Genomic DNA, 14,119 nt, shown 5'->3' with positions numbered 1-14,119 from the left:
AAGCCGGCGGCACCTGCAACCTCCCTAGTCACGGAAATTGCATTGACCGTATGAATCTGCCGCCGGTTTTTCCGCCATGGCGTTACACACGCGGAGTCTGATCGTGTGTGGCGCATCGAGATTGACGTGAGGGTCGTGATTTTCGCCGGATCACGACCCTCACGTCAATCTCGGCGCTCGGCCGCTATTTCAACAACGCGTGGCGATCGAAGTAAAAGTACGTGTACCCCGCGGTGATCCCACACACGAGGGTGGCCACGAGCAGCATCTGGGATCCGCTGACCACGACGCTGATGAGCCCACCGACGACGGCGCCGCCGGCGAATCCGGCCCAGAGCAGGAAATATCCCAGCCAATCACTCAGCCGGCCTCCGCTGATGTGGCGTTCGATGCCCTGTCCCATTTTCACCAGCGTCCCGGTCACATAACTGAGCGGGATCGACACCTCACCGTCCTTCACGAACGACGTGTTCAATGCGCCGATGCCGAAGGCCACGAACAGGATTGGTACGTACGGAACATCGCGGGCCGTCCAGCCGCGTTCGAGGATGTCGACCACAGTGGACACCACCAGCGCCAGCGTCGTCAGCACGGTGGCGCCATGCGGGTGATTGACCCAGAGATGGCGGCGGCACAGCGATGCGATCACCACACCGCCGACAAAGGATGCCAACAGCAGTGCGGCGCCGATCGCCAGCCACGTCTCGTCCTGGAACAGCCCGAGGAAGGCCCGCTCGGTATTGCCCGTCATGAAGGTGACGAAGTACCCCGCCGAATGGGTGAACGCCGCTGCCCCCAGTAGTCCGGCCAGGCCGGCCAGAACCCATGACAACCGGGCCTCGCCGTCGAACTGTTGCGACATGTCACCCATTGTGGGGAGCGTTGCCGACGCTCGGGGTGGGATTCGCCGCCGGCGTCAGCTGTCGGAGCCGACCGTGACCGCAGTCGCCTCGTCGGTGAGCTCGTCGAGTTCGTCCTCCTCGACGTCGATCCCGACGAGGTGCGGACGGGTCAGGGTCAGCACACCGGCACCGGCCAGCACGGCGACCGCGCCCACCCAATACGGCAGGTGCACGCTGACCTGCTCGCCGAGCACCCCGGCCAGCCAGGGCGCCACGGCGGCACCGCCGAAGCGCAGGAAGCTGTAGGCGGCCGAGGCGACACCACGCTCCACCGGGGCCGCCTTCATCACGGTTTCGGTGATCAGCGTGTTGTTGATGCCGATGAACAGGCCCGCGATCACCACTCCCGATGCCAGGACTGCCTTGGAATCCGTCCACACCGCCATTACGGCCAGCACGGCGGTGAAGGCGAGCAGGTTGAGGATGAGTACCCGCACCGTGCCGAAACGGTGCTGCAGCCGTGGGGCAACCACCACGGAGGTGAACGCCAACGCCAGACCCCAGCCGAAGAAGATCAGCCCGATCTGATGGGCGGTCATGTCCAGCGGGAACGGGGTGAAGGCCAGCAGGGTGAAGAACCCGAAGTTGTAGAACAGTGCGGTGATCGAGACGCCGAGCAGCCCGCGGTGGCGCAACGCCCGGAACGGATCTGCCAGTGTGGTGGCGCGTTCGGCGCGCGGCGTGGCCGGGAGCAGGAAGGCGGTGATCACCAGGGCGAAGGCCATCAGCGCCGAGACGCCGAAGAACGGGCCGCGCCAGGAGATCGAGCCGAGTACGCCGCCGACCAGCGGGCCGACCGCGATGCCCAGGCCCAGCGCTGCCTCATAGAGGATGATGGCTTGTGCCACAGAGCCTTTCGCGGAGTTGACGATGGTGGCCAGCGCCGTGGCGATGAACAGGGCGTTGCCCAGGCCCCAGAGTGCGCGCCAGCCCACGATCTCCATCACGGTGTCGCTCATCCCGGCCAGGCCGGCCCCGGCGATGATGATCACCAGGCCGAGGAGCAGGGTGCGCTTGGGGGCCGATGCGGCTGGACACCACGCCGGTGATCAGCATCGCCACGCCCATCACTGCCATGTAGCTGGTGAACAGCAACGACACCTGCGACGGCGAGGCGTCGAGGTTGTCGGCGATCGGTTTGAGGATGGGATCGACCAGTCCGATGCCCATGAAGGCGACGACGGAGGCAAAAGCGACGGCCCATACGGCCTTGGGTTGGCGCCACATCAGGGCGGTAACTCCTATCTAGTTTTTGAGCGGCAGTGGATGCTCGTCGACGTCGGTGAGCAACCGTCGAACGATGTCGACGGAAGCTGCCAACGTCTTGCGCTCCTCGGCGGTCAGGCGTTCGAGCCGAGGGTTGATCACGGCGGCGCGATCGGCCCTGGCCTGCTCCAGGGTCTGCCGGCCCTGCTCGGTGATGCGGATCAAAACCGCGCGGGCATCGCCGGGATCGGTGGTGCGTGACACCAGGCCGGCGTCTTCCAGACGGCGAACCTGGGTGGTCATGGTCGGCTGGGAGCAGTGATCGAGATAGGCGAGGTCGGAGATTCGTGCCTCGCCTTGATCTTCGATGGTGGACAGCAGCCGGGCCTGAGCCCAGGGCAGTGGTAGCCGGGTGCGCTGGGTGGCCAGCCGGTTCAACCGGGCGACGACTGCCAACAGGTCAGCGCCGAGTTCGGTGTCGTCGGATACCGTGGCATCCTCGGTCGGGGTCGACATCCCCCCATGTTACATAGATTTACTATGTAGTCTAGTCGGCGGGCGTGCCCGCGCTCACATGACGGGCACCCGACACCCGCGATCGCGGCTGGCAGAATCGAACGATGACCGCGATACCCCCGGCGACGACGCCTCGGCGCGGCCTCACTCCCGGCGAGCTTGCGCAGGCCGCGGTGATGGCTGCACTCTGTGCGGCCACCGCGATCATCGCCGTGGTGGTGCCGTTCGCCGGAGGGCTTTCGGTGCTCGGAACGGTGCCCATGGGCCTGCTGGCCTACCGCTACCGGCTGCGGGTGCTGCTCGCGGCCACCGTCGCCGCGGGCACGATCGCCTTCCTGATCGCCGGCATGGGCGGAGCGATGACAGTCTTCGACTGTGCCTACATCGGCGGACTGAGCGGCGTGGTCAAGCGCCGTGGCCGCGGCACCGGCACGGCGTTCGTGGCCGCCATCGTGGCCGGGGCGCTGTTCGGATCGGCGATCATCGTGGCGCTCACCGTGTTGACGAGGTTGCGCAGCTTGATCTTCGATTCGCTGAGCGCAGGCATCGAAGGGATCGCCAAGGTGCTTGAGCGCATTCCGGTGATCGACGTGGCCGCCGCACCGCTCAGGAACATCTTTGCCACGATGATCGACTACTGGCCGGTGCTCATGCTGTTCCTCGGCATCGCCAGCATCACCTCGATCAGCATGATCGGCTGGTGGGCCCTTTCGCGCATCCTGGCCCGGCTGCTCGGGGTCCCGGACGTCCACAAGCTCGACGCCGAGGACGAGGACGAAGACGACGCAGCGCCGATCGCTCCTGTGCCGGCCCGGTTGATCGACGTGCGGTTCCGGTACCCCGGCGTCGAGCGCGACGCGCTGGGCCCGGTGTCGATGGAATTGCAGCCCGGCGAGCATGTCGCGGTGACCGGGCCGAACGGCTCGGGCAAGACCACTCTCATGCTCATGCTTGCCGGGCGCCAACCCACCGCGGGCAGCATTGAGCGGGCCGGCGCCGTGGGGCTGGGCCGCATCGGCGGCACCGCAGTGGTGATGCAACATCCGGAAAGCCAGGTACTCGGGAGCCGGGTGGCTGACGACGTGGTGTGGGGTCTGCCCGTCGGCACGACCGTAGATGTGGAGCGGCTCCTGGCCGAAGTGGGACTCTCCGGCCTGGCCGAACGTGACACCGGGGGATTGTCCGGTGGCGAACTGCAACGACTGGCCGTCGCCGGGGCGCTGGCCCGCGAACCCTCGCTGCTGATCGCCGACGAGGTCACCAGCATGGTCGACCAACAGGGCCGCGACACCTTGATGAACGTCTTGTCGGGGCTGACGGATCATCACCAGATGTCGTTGGTGCACATCACGCACTACAACGACGAGGCCGATTCCGCCGACCGCACCGTGATGCTCAACGGCAACGGCGGCACCGCAGACAACACCGACATGGTGCAGACCTCCGCGGTGCCCGTCGCCGCAACGCCCGTCGTGCACAACGCCGCGCCGGTGCTGGAACTGACCGGTGTCGGACACGAGTACGCCAGCGGAACCCCCTGGGCGAAAACGGCTTTGCGTGACATCACGTTCACCGTCAACGAGGGCGACGGAGTCCTGGTGCACGGCCTGAACGGTTCCGGAAAATCGACCCTGGCCTGGATCATGGCCGGGCTGACGGTTCCCACCTACGGCGCCTGCCTGCTCGACGGGGTTCCGGTGGCGCAGCAGGTGGGTTCGGTGGCGATCTCGTTCCAGGCCGCCCGGCTGCAATTGATGCGCCCCACGGTGGGGCGTGAAATCGCCTCCGCTGCAGGCTTCTCGGCGCGCGAGCACGACCGCGTCGCGGGGGCGCTGGAGATGGTCGGACTGGATGCCGCACTGGCCCAGCGCCGTATCGACCAGCTCTCGGGCGGTCAGATGCGTCGCGTCGTACTGGCCGGATTGTTGGCCCGCTCGCCGCGCGCGCTGATCCTCGACGAGCCGCTGGCCGGACTGGATGCCGCCAGCCAACGGGGGCTGCTGCGGTTGCTGGAGGACCTGCGGCGCAACAACGGGCTGACCGTCGTCGTCATCTCGCACGATTTCACCGGACTGGAGGGCCTGTGCCCGCGCACGCTGCACCTGCATCACGGTGAACTCGCCCTCGCCCCGACAGCTGCCGGAGGTGCCCGATGACCGCTCCGACACGAGGACAACGCAAGCCTGTCGTGCTGTTGCGTCCGGTGCCCGGCGACACCGTCATCCACCGGTTGTGGGCCGGCACCAAGCTGCTCTCCGTGGCGGGTATCGGTGTGCTGCTGACCTTCTACCCCGGATGGGTGCCGATCGGCGCCGTCGCGGTGCTGGTGCTGGTGACCGCGAGACTGGCGCACATTCCGCGTGGCGTCCTGCCGTCGATCCCGTTCTTCCTGTGGATCCTGCTGGTCGTGGGCGGGGCACTGGCTGCGCTGGCCGGCGGCTCCCCGTTTATCGACATCGGGTCGGTGCAACTCGGTCTGGGCGGGCTGCTCAACTACCTGCGGGTGACCGCGCTGGCGATCGTGCTGCTGGGGCTCGGTGCGCTGGTGTCGTGGACGACCAACGTCGCCGACGTCGCCCCGGCGGTGGCCACGCTGGGCCGTCCGCTGCGGCCGCTGCGCATCCCCGTGCACGACTGGGCGGTGACGATTGCGTTGGCACTGCGGGCTTTCCCGATGCTGATCGACGAGTTCCGCACGCTGTATGCGGCGCACCGGCTGCGCCCCGTCGAACCGGCCGAGACGTTCCGGGCACGGCGCAGGCAGCGGATCGCCAATCTGATCGATCTGCTGGCGGCCGCGGTCACCGTGGCGTTGCGCCGTGGCGACGAGATGGGTGATGCCATCACCGCGCGCGGGGGCGCCGGCCAGATCTCGGCGGCACCGTCAGGGCCCCGGGCGCGGGATTGGATCGCCTTCGCCATCCTCGTACTGGTCTGCGGCGGTGCCCTGGCTTTGGAGCTGACCATCCTGCCCACCAGCCTGCCGCGGCGCTGACGGCCGGTCGGGACGCGACCGGAGAAGCCGGATGACGGCCACGATGATCACTGCCGCGATGACGACGGCCGCCAGCCACGGCAGGAGCAGGCCGAACACCATCACCGCCCCCGACGCCACCGAGACCAGGCCGTGCCACCCGCGCTCGACTTGCCCCCAGAACCCCTGATACTGCGGCGCGGGGCCGCCGATCTGCTCCGCGGTGATATCGAGATTGACCGTGCTGTAGTCGATCTGGTCACCGAGCTGGGTGCGCTGCGCGCGCAGGCTGTCGAGGTCCGCCTGGCGCTGTGACAACGCGTTCTCGGCCTGGATGAGGGCCTCGGGATCCTTGGCGTCCCGCATGATCCCCAGCAGCCGGTCCACCGAGGTCTGCAGCGCCTTGATGCGCGCGTCGAGGTCGACGCGCTGCGAGGTCACGTCATCGGCGCGGACCTCGACGGTCTGCACCGTGCCGAGTTTCTTGAACTCGTCAAGGGTGCCTTCGAGTTTGGCGGCCGGGACCCGCAGCGCCAGTGAGATGTGTGCGCGGCCGGAACTGGAGCCGGCGTCCTCGGACCGGCTGTCGATCCGGCCGCCGGCATCGGTGGCAAGCGATACGGCCTTGTCCGCAACCGCAGTCGGATTGCCGGTGGTGATCGACATCGACGCGGTCTTGACGATGTCGCGTTTGACCTCGGTGGGTATCGGCGCGTTCTTCATCCCCGGGCCGGCCTCCGGCGCCGGGGCCGCCGGGGCGAAACCGGCATCGCTCTGAGTGGCCGCCGGTGCCGAGGAATTGGGGGAGTGCCCGGCCGCGCAGGCCGGCGCGGCAGCCAACATGGCCGCGGCAAACAGTCCCACCGTCAGTCGGCGGTGGCGGGATGCGCTGGTGTGCTGGGGCATCAGCCCAATGTAGGCGAAGTGCTGTGAGGCACGTGTTGAATTCCTGATGCCCCGGACGTGGAGCGTTCGGTCACCAGAGCATCCGGCAGTGCTGGGCACAAGGGAGCTTTGTGACCACACAAGGTCAAGACCTCTTTTGAATGCCGCCTGGGCGGCGAACCATCAAAAGCATGAAATGCCCAATCAACAAGGGACGCAAAGCCGGCGCCTTGTTGGCCGCTACGAGAGTCTTATGAGGTGAGGATGTTGAAGATTGTTCGTCACATTTCATACGCATTCATGGGATATGTGTTTCTGCTTTGCACGTTCGCCCTGCAGGGGCAGTTCGAAGTGGCCTTGGCCTACCGAAGTGGTTGGGCTGCAGTCGCCGGTGTGGCCCTGGGAGGCTCCCTTATCGGAGCCGTAATGTGTTTCCGCAAGCAGGTCCTGAAGCTGGCCGAGTGCCGTAGGAATCGCCATCCCCTCCATTGCGGGAACATCTTCGCCGAACCCCTCAGCCAAGAGGAACTCGATCAGTACTACGTGAATTATCGCGGCGGTCGGCGACGTGCCCAGTTGGCGGTGGCGCCGCGCGCATGGTGGCCCAACCAGAGCGAAGCACCGGAGCCTGTGCCGAGTCCGTTGTCGGCATGATCCCGCGCTCGCTGGAGGGGTCCGCACACCTGCCTGGCAGACCCGGCGGCAGTTCCCTAACGTGCGGCGGCAGTGTTCGCCGCCCACTGGGCGTCGGCCAGAGACTTCTCGATGTCACGGCGGCCCAGGAACATCTCATCGAAATACGGCTTGAGAGCCTGATATCCGGCCGGGAAGCCGGCCGCGCCGGGCGCTGGGATGCGCGGCCCCCGCAGCACCCGGAAGAAGGGGCTGACGTCGACTCCGCGTGCTTTCCAGTAGTCGTGGTAAACGGGCTGGGCGGCCAGCACGGCCGGGATGGCTGCGCCCTCGACACCCAGGTACTCGTTGCCGCGCTTGCTGCCCATCCAGGACAACACCTCGCGCACCGCATCCGGGTGCCGGGTGGCCGAGTTCGCCGCTGCAGCAATGCCATTGGTGACACTGACCCGGCCTTTTGGGCCCGCCGGCAGCATCGCCACACCCCACCGGAACCGGGCCTGATTCGCAATGGCGGCCAGGTTGTAGGTGCCGGACTGGAACAGGGCCATCCGACCCTGCAGGAAGGTGTTGCGGGAGAAGTCTCCGTTGTTGTTGGTGGCCGAGGCCGGTGGGGCGACGTGATCGTCGTTGATCAGCCGAACCAGATAGGTGAACGCCTCGACGGCCTGCGGATTGTCGAAGGCGAAGCGGTCACCGATGTTGAAGATGCCGCCCGCCGAGCCGATGTAGTTGAGGTAGATGCCCTGAAGGTCGTTGGCGGCGTTGTAGCCCCACTGCCGGATGCGGCCGATGTCGAAACCATCCGTGCCGGCCGAGCGGCCCTGCTCGTCGATGGTGAGCCGGGCCGCCAGCGATCGCAGTGTGTCGTCGGGTCCGTTCGACCATCGCAGCGTGGTCAGTTCGGCGAGATCCACTCCGGCGGCGTCGAGCAGGTCCGCGTTGAAGTACACCGCGATACCGGCATCGGTCAGTTGCGGAACCGCCCACAGGGCGTCGTTGCGGGTGAACTGGTTGACCACCGAGGGCTCCCAGGCACGGGCGGCGTTGGCGCCCAATGCCTGTCCGATGTCGAGCAGTCGGCCGTTGTCGGCATAACCGGCCAGGTAGGCGTTGGACAGCCAGAAGATGTCGTCGGCGCTGCCGCCGGCCACATCGGTGCGCAGACTGTCGAAGTAGGCCGAATACGCGACGGTGTTGACCCGCACCTCGATGTCCGGGTGTTCCTTGCCGAACTCGGCGAAGGACTCCCGGTAGGCCGCCGCGACCTGCGGATCCCACAACCGCACGGTGACGACGGTGCGGCCTTCGGGTTCGGTGGTGTGGCCGAGCAGCACCGCGGCGACGAGGAGGACGACCATGGTCAGCGCGAGGCCGATCGCGGCCATCGTCGAGCGCCTCATGGCCGCTGCCTACCGCGAGATCGACGTGAGGGTCGTTGCGGCGGCGTGTTCACAGCCCTGGTGTCGATCTCGACGCTCATTTGATCCCCGTCACGACGATCGAGCGGACGATGTTGCGCGAGAACGCGATGAACAACACGATCAGCGGGACGATCGCCACCGTGGTCGCCGCCATCACCAGCGTCCACTGCGCGTTGTACTGCGTCTGCAGCCCGGCCGTCGCGACCGTGAGCACCTGCCACTTGCTGCCACTGGTTATCACCAGTGGCCACAGGAAGTTGTTCCACTGGCTCACCACGGTGATCAAGGCCAGGGTCACCAGGATCGGCCGGCTGGCCGGCACCACCACATGGGTGATCACGTCCAGGGTGTGAGCGCCATCGAGGCGGGCTGCGTTGATCAGGTCGCGCGGAATGGACCGAAAGTACTCGCGCAGCAGGAAGATCGCGTACGGCGAGCCGAACATGAACGGCAGCACCAGCGCCCAGAAGGTGTTTCGCAATCCGGCCTCGGCCATCATCAGATACAGCGGCACCACGGTCACCGTCGCAGGCACCATCAACGTTGCGATGTAGACCCAGAACAGTGCGTCACGGCCGGGAAACTGGAGCTGGGCAAAGGCATAGGCGGCCAGTACCGAGAACACGAGTTGGCCCAGCAGGATGACGGCGGTCATCAACGCGGTGACCACGATGGCGCGACCGAACCCGGCGTCGGCCAGCCCGGTGTAGTTCTCCAGCGTCGGCGGCGTGGGCAGCGACGGCGGGGGATCGGTGGCGAACTGCTCGGCCGAGGTGAACGAGGTGAGCAGCCCGAGTCCGAAGGGCAACAGGGTGATCACCGCGCCGAGGAGCAGCCCCACGTAGATCAGCGCGTTACGTGAGGTCATAGCTGATCCTGCGGCGGAAGTAGATGTGCTGGAGGAGCGTGATCCCGACGAGGATGGCGAACAGCACGATGGCCATCACCGAGGCGCGGCCCACCGCGGCCGCGCCGAACGCCTCGGCATAGATGCGGTGGGCGATCAGGTCCGTATGGCCCTGCGGCCCACCCGCGGTGAGCGCATACACGGTGTCGAATACCTGCGCGGCGCTGACGATTCCGGTGACCAGGACGAAGAACATGGTCGGGCGCAGCATCGGCAGGGTGATGTGGCGGAACCGCTGCCAGTCGGTGGCGCCGTCGGTGCGGGCGGCGTTGTGGACATCGGCCGGGATGTTGAGGATGCCGGCCAGAAAGAACAGCGTCACGTAGCCGACATTCGTCCACACCACCACGGCCGACACCACCGGAAGCGCGAGGCCCGGATCCGTGAGCCAGTCCACCTGCCGGCCCAGCACAGTGCTCAGCGCCCCATCGGTGGGAGCCAGGATCCACTTCCACAACACGGCGATGGCCAGGGGCGCGCAGATCCACGGCAATACGTACACGGTGCGGAAGAAGCCGGTGCCGGGGAGTCCGCGGGCCAGCAGCGATGCTGCGATCAGTCCCAGCACGGTTTGGGTCGGCACCACGAGGAGCACGAACAGCAGCGTCACGGCAAGCGAGGTGGCGAACGACGAATCGGTGAGTACCGATGCCCAATTATCCAGTCCCACATACTCGATCGGACCGAGCAGGTCCCACCGCTGCAGGCTCAGCCAGACCACCACCAGCATGGGCAGCAACAGGAAGGTGGCTACGCCGAACAGGCTGGGGGCGACAAGCGCGTACCCCAGTGCGGTGGTGCGGACACGCGAGGTGGCCATGGGGCCATTAAAGCCGGTCATGACCTCCGGACGCCACGCCGGGCACCGAACGCCCAACCACAACGCCGGAATGCCGCTGGGTCATCCCGGTGCGGGAAATTTGCTCAGATGACGTACATCACTTGACCGCTCCGGAATCGGAATCCCGGCTTCGCGCTTGTAGCAAGTAACAACGACAGACGGACTGGGGGCCAACTCATGAGCACACCGCAGCGTGCCCGAACGGGCGTTTCGATCACGAGGGTGGCACAGTCCATGCTCTTCACCGTGCTTGCTGCGGCCGCCCTGGTCCTTGGCTCGCTGGCAGGCCCGATCGCCTCGGCCAATGCCGACGACGGGTGTGCCGACGTCGAGGTCGTGTTCGCCCGGGGGACCAACGAAGCGCCCGGTGTGGGTGCAACCGGGCAGGCGTTCGTCGACGCACTCAGCGCCGACTTGCCCGGCAAGACGGTCGACGTCTACGGGGTGAACTATCCCGCATCGCTGAACTTCGGCCAGGCTGCCGACGGCGTCGCCGATGCCAGCAACCGGATCCAGTCGGTCGCGGCGAACTGCCCGGCGACCAAGATCGTGCTCGGTGGTTACTCACAGGGCGCCGCGGTGGCCGGTTACACCACCGCCGGCAGCGTGCCCGCCGGATTCGTGCTGCCCGCCGGGATCAGCGGCCCGATGCCTGCATCGGTCGCCTCGCATGTCGCGGCTGTGGCCTTGTTCGGGACGCCTGACGAGTGGGTTCTGGGCTTGGCGGACCGCAGCGCACCGCCCATCGCCATCGGTCAGCCCTACGTGGCCAAGACCATCCAGATGTGTGCACCAGGCGATCCCATCTGCTTCCCCGGAGGTCTGAACCGCGCCGCCCACAGCTCCTACAAGGACAACGGGATGGCAATCCAGGCAGCTGATTTCGCGGCTCGCCAGCTCGGCGGTGCGGCACCCTCGGCGCCCCTGGTGCAGACCGCGGGCGAGGTCACCGGTAACTGACACCAACCGAACAGGCCGACGGCCGGAAGTGGGTCCCATCGGACCGCTTCCGGCCGTTGCTTTGTCAGCCGTCGAGCTCTCGAAATCCGGCGACGGTGTCGGCCAGCGTGATTCGTGGATCCCGGTAGGTGATGCCGAGATCGCGCTCACTCGGTGAGTCGTCGGATGCCGGCATCTGCGTGTAGTACTGCATCCCGGCTTCGGTGAACGGTGTCTGGAATGGCAAGAACGGACCCATGCGGTCGAGCACTTGTCCGGCGACGCGGAGCACCGTGTCGGGAACCGGGACGGCGAACATCGTCTTGTCGCCGACTTCGGTGAGTAGTTTGGCCAGCTGGTCCACCGGAATGCGATGTCCGCCCGCCATATAGCGGCGGGGTCCGCGTCCGGGCTCCAGTAGCGCGACATGCAGGGCGGCCAGGTCGCGACCGTCGACGATGGTCCAGGCCGCGCTGCGGCCGGGGATCGCTCCGAGTTGTAGTGCGGCGGCGACGCCCTCGCCGGCTTCGCCGAACTGATTGCCGACCGGCGGACCCATGACCATGCCGGGATAGGTGATGTTCACCGGCGCGCCCGCGTCCTGCATTCCGCGGGCGTAGATCTCGACCTGGGCCTTGGACCGTCCATAGCCGTCGGTCCCGCCGAACACCGGCAGGTCCGCATCCAGTGTCTCCACGTCGGGATTGAACAGCGCGGTGATGCTCGAAACGTGAATGATCGGATCGAGGCCGAGTTCTGCGGCGCCGCCGAGCACGTTCCGAGCACCATCCATGTTGGTGCTCATCATCTGGGCGGTCTGGCTCGGATCGGTGGCGACGAGCGCCGCACTGTGAAGGACGGCATCGCAGCCCTCGAGTGCGCTCATGACCGAGTCGCGGTCGGTGATGTCTCCGACGGCGTAGTCGGAGACATCGACCCCGAGCTTGGCGACGCTGGTCTGCAGCCGGTCCGGATTGCGCACCAGAAAGCGGACGGAATGACCGGCGTCGGCAATCGCTTTCGCGCTCCACCCGCCCACAAATCCGGTACCGCCGGTGACCAACACGCGCATGACGCCAACCTCCTAGCGAACCAACGACTTGTCGCAAGGACGCTAGTACGTCGGGCGCCGCCGGGAGGTGATTTCAGCGTCCGTGCCTGTCGGGTCGACTCAGCCTCGTGCTGATTTGGTCGACTCAGCCTCCGCGAAGCGTCGCGAGTTCCCTCATGTTCGCCAACCCCTGCTCCTGCGCCTCATCGAGGAAGTGCGGCAGCCGGGCTCGCAGTTCGGGCAGCACCTCGTGGTCGAGCAATGCCTGCAGGTCGGCCTGCTTGGCGCTGCGGCCGGCCTGGTTGTCGAGCTCCTGGACGCCGGAATCGGTTGCATAGTCGTACAACTCGTGATGGATGGGCCGCGAGGTGTCGATATCCATGCTGCCGGGCTTCCAGTACGTGTACATGCCGAGCTTGGCCTCCGGGGTACGCACGGCCACGATGTGGCTGGGCGCCGATGTCGGGATGTTCGTCGGTGGGCCGGCAGCGCCGAATATCTTCTGCGCGATAGGGGATTTCAGCAGCGCGGCCATTTCCTCCACGGACATGTCGTCGGTGGCATGCGCGATCCACGGTCGGCCCGGGGCCGTGGCGTTGGCAGCGATGTCGGCGATGTCGGCGCGGCTCCCCAGGTAGGAGTAGCGAGAGTCCGTACGCCAGCCCGAGCCGCCGTGCGCGATGCTCAGCAGGAGTGGGGCCAGGTCGGCGCTGGAAGTCAGCTGGGTGCGGGTGTCACCGGGTGCAGGTGTCAGGCGGCCTGACGGGTCACGGATGTAGAGCGGCACCCGGATACTCTCCTCGTAGACCGCTGCGCCTTTGCCGCGCAAGCCGTGCGACCCGGCGTACTCCCCGTGGTCGGAGGTGAACACGACAACGGTGTTGTCGTCGATCTCCGGCCGGGCCGCGAGGGTGTCGAGCACCCGGCCGATCTGAGCGTCCACCTGCTGATGCAGCCACAGGTACATGTCGAGGCACCGCGCCCACTGCGCGGCTGCCTCGGGTCCGGTGTAGTCCATCGCGCCGGTCATCAGCGGTGACATGAAGTTCATGTAGTCGATCTGCAGCTGAGGCTTGCCGCGGCGCCGCAGGTCCTCGGCGGTCTCGAAGTTCACCGGCTTGGCGTTGAACCAGTGCGGAACATCTTCCGGCAGAGGGTTTTTCGGCCACCAGCAGATATCGTGCGGGTTGACCAGCGACACGGTGGTGCACCACGGGCCCTCGCCGGCATGGGCGTCGAACCATCCGGTGAACTGATCGACGATCGACGGGTCCTGCTGCAGGCCCTGGTTCGGTGCGCCGTTGGGGGACGGGTAGGTGCCGCCGGAGAAGCCGTGGACGTCCAGGCCGTCGGGGGTGTTGTCGGCCACGCTGCCCAGGTGCCACTTGCCCCACCACCAGGTGCGGTAGCCGGCGTCGCGCAGCATCGTCCCCCAGGTCGGGAACCGGGCCGCCAGCGTCGACTCGGTGGGGCCTTCACCGGTGTACAGGCACCCGGTCTGATGGGAGTACAGCCCGGTGGTCAGCACCCCGCGCGACGGCGTGCACATGTTCGACGCGCTGTAGTGCGAACCGAACGTGGTGCTGCGGGACCGCAGCCGGTCGAGGTTGGGCAGCAGTGCGCCGAGCTGCTGTGTATCGGGGAACCACTGCGGCGCCCGCATTTGGTCAACGATGACGACGAGGATGTTGGGCTGGCCGGCCGTGCCTGGGCCGCGTCTGCCCAGTAGTTCATAGCCGCCGAATCCGACCGCGGCCGCGCCGGCGGCCACTGCCGCACCACCCAGGACTGTCCGCCTGCTGAGCTCTGCCATGACCTCACGGTAGGCCTCGCTACGATCG

At 66.9% G+C, this 14,119-nt stretch carries 11 protein-coding genes and 1 pseudogene; 3 read left to right on the top strand and 9 right to left on the bottom strand.

Going from position 1 to position 14,119, the window contains the following annotated elements; translation table 11 throughout:
- Window positions 1-184: 184 nt before the first annotated feature.
- The 3 genes and pseudogenes from ACZYZ7_RS25760 to ACZYZ7_RS25750 all read right to left on the bottom strand — a co-directional run bounded on the left by ACZYZ7_RS25760 (window position 185) and on the right by ACZYZ7_RS25750 (window position 2,624).
- Window positions 185-862 (bottom strand): YoaK family protein, encoded by a 678-nt coding sequence (locus ACZYZ7_RS25760; RefSeq protein WP_286175073.1) that lies wholly within the window; start codon window positions 860-862, stop codon window positions 185-187.
- A gap of 54 nt (window positions 863-916) precedes the next feature.
- Window positions 917-2,129, bottom strand: a pseudogene (locus ACZYZ7_RS25755) (MFS transporter).
- Between the two features lie 18 nt (window positions 2,130-2,147).
- The gene (locus tag ACZYZ7_RS25750; protein ID WP_135456106.1) at window positions 2,148-2,624 is read right to left on the bottom strand and encodes a MarR family winged helix-turn-helix transcriptional regulator; all 477 of its coding nucleotides are present in this window, start codon (window positions 2,622-2,624) and stop codon (window positions 2,148-2,150) included.
- 104 nt (window positions 2,625-2,728) lie between these two features.
- Here ACZYZ7_RS25750 and ACZYZ7_RS25745 point away from each other — a divergent pair, with 104 nt between their 5' ends.
- Entirely contained in the window at window positions 2,729-4,780 is a 2,052-nt protein-coding gene (locus ACZYZ7_RS25745; protein WP_463742135.1) for an ABC transporter ATP-binding protein, read from the top strand.
- Window positions 4,777-5,619: a CbiQ family ECF transporter T component gene (locus ACZYZ7_RS25740; protein ID WP_463742134.1), complete on the top strand. Its 843-nt coding sequence runs from the start codon at window positions 4,777-4,779 to the stop codon at window positions 5,617-5,619. Before ACZYZ7_RS25745 ends, ACZYZ7_RS25740 begins: the two co-directional genes overlap by 4 nt.
- On the opposite strand, the gene ACZYZ7_RS25735 is transcribed toward ACZYZ7_RS25740, so the two are convergent.
- The 4 genes from ACZYZ7_RS25735 to ACZYZ7_RS25720 all read right to left on the bottom strand — a co-directional run bounded on the left by ACZYZ7_RS25735 (window position 5,509) and on the right by ACZYZ7_RS25720 (window position 10,267).
- Entirely contained in the window at window positions 5,509-6,441 is a 933-nt protein-coding gene (locus ACZYZ7_RS25735) for a DUF4349 domain-containing protein (protein WP_463742146.1), read from the bottom strand. The genes ACZYZ7_RS25740 and ACZYZ7_RS25735 overlap by 111 nt on opposite strands.
- Before the next feature lie 752 nt (window positions 6,442-7,193).
- Window positions 7,194-8,519: an ABC transporter substrate-binding protein gene (locus tag ACZYZ7_RS25730; RefSeq protein ID WP_450072194.1), complete on the bottom strand. Its 1,326-nt coding sequence runs from the start codon at window positions 8,517-8,519 to the stop codon at window positions 7,194-7,196.
- Window positions 8,520-8,595: 76 nt separating this feature from the next.
- Entirely contained in the window at window positions 8,596-9,408 is an 813-nt protein-coding gene (locus tag ACZYZ7_RS25725; RefSeq protein ID WP_450072195.1) for a carbohydrate ABC transporter permease, read from the bottom strand.
- On the bottom strand, window positions 9,395-10,267 hold the full coding sequence (locus ACZYZ7_RS25720; protein ID WP_463742133.1) for a carbohydrate ABC transporter permease: 873 nt from the start codon (window positions 10,265-10,267) through the stop codon (window positions 9,395-9,397). Before ACZYZ7_RS25720 ends, ACZYZ7_RS25725 begins: the two co-directional genes overlap by 14 nt.
- A 198-nt stretch (window positions 10,268-10,465) precedes the next feature.
- On the opposite strand from ACZYZ7_RS25720, the gene ACZYZ7_RS25715 reads away from it, so the two are divergent.
- A complete protein-coding gene (locus ACZYZ7_RS25715; RefSeq protein WP_463742132.1) occupies window positions 10,466-11,248 on the top strand; it encodes a cutinase family protein in 783 nt (260 codons plus the stop codon).
- A gap of 64 nt (window positions 11,249-11,312) precedes the next feature.
- On the opposite strand, the gene ACZYZ7_RS25710 is transcribed toward ACZYZ7_RS25715, so the two are convergent.
- Entirely contained in the window at window positions 11,313-12,299 is a 987-nt protein-coding gene (locus tag ACZYZ7_RS25710; protein ID WP_135456069.1) for an NAD-dependent epimerase/dehydratase family protein, read from the bottom strand.
- A 124-nt stretch (window positions 12,300-12,423) separates the two neighbouring features.
- On the bottom strand, window positions 12,424-14,091 hold the full coding sequence (locus ACZYZ7_RS25705) for a sulfatase-like hydrolase/transferase (RefSeq protein ID WP_463742131.1): 1,668 nt from the start codon (window positions 14,089-14,091) through the stop codon (window positions 12,424-12,426).
- Window positions 14,092-14,119: the final 28 nt, after the last annotated feature.

It is taken from the genome of Mycobacterium sp. IDUB_17 (assembly GCF_055419465.1).
This window is presented reverse-complemented; position numbering and strand designations above follow the sequence as displayed.

Coding starts and splice junctions, on each gene's coding strand:
- ACZYZ7_RS25760 (WP_286175073.1), bottom strand. CDS start 862: ATGTCGCAACAGTTCGACGGCGAGGCCCGGTTGTCATGGGTTCTGGCC.
- ACZYZ7_RS25750 (WP_135456106.1), bottom strand. CDS start 2,624: ATGTCGACCCCGACCGAGGATGCCACGGTATCCGACGACACCGAACTC.
- ACZYZ7_RS25745 (WP_463742135.1), top strand. CDS start 2,729: ATGACCGCGATACCCCCGGCGACGACGCCTCGGCGCGGCCTCACTCCC.
- ACZYZ7_RS25740 (WP_463742134.1), top strand. CDS start 4,777: ATGACCGCTCCGACACGAGGACAACGCAAGCCTGTCGTGCTGTTGCGT.
- ACZYZ7_RS25735 (WP_463742146.1), bottom strand. CDS start 6,441: ATGTTGGCTGCCGCGCCGGCCTGCGCGGCCGGGCACTCCCCCAATTCC.
- ACZYZ7_RS25730 (WP_450072194.1), bottom strand. CDS start 8,519: ATGAGGCGCTCGACGATGGCCGCGATCGGCCTCGCGCTGACCATGGTC.
- ACZYZ7_RS25725 (WP_450072195.1), bottom strand. CDS start 9,408: ATGACCTCACGTAACGCGCTGATCTACGTGGGGCTGCTCCTCGGCGCG.
- ACZYZ7_RS25720 (WP_463742133.1), bottom strand. CDS start 10,267: ATGGCCACCTCGCGTGTCCGCACCACCGCACTGGGGTACGCGCTTGTC.
- ACZYZ7_RS25715 (WP_463742132.1), top strand. CDS start 10,466: ATGAGCACACCGCAGCGTGCCCGAACGGGCGTTTCGATCACGAGGGTG.
- ACZYZ7_RS25710 (WP_135456069.1), bottom strand. CDS start 12,299: ATGCGCGTGTTGGTCACCGGCGGTACCGGATTTGTGGGCGGGTGGAGC.
- ACZYZ7_RS25705 (WP_463742131.1), bottom strand. CDS start 14,091: ATGGCAGAGCTCAGCAGGCGGACAGTCCTGGGTGGTGCGGCAGTGGCC.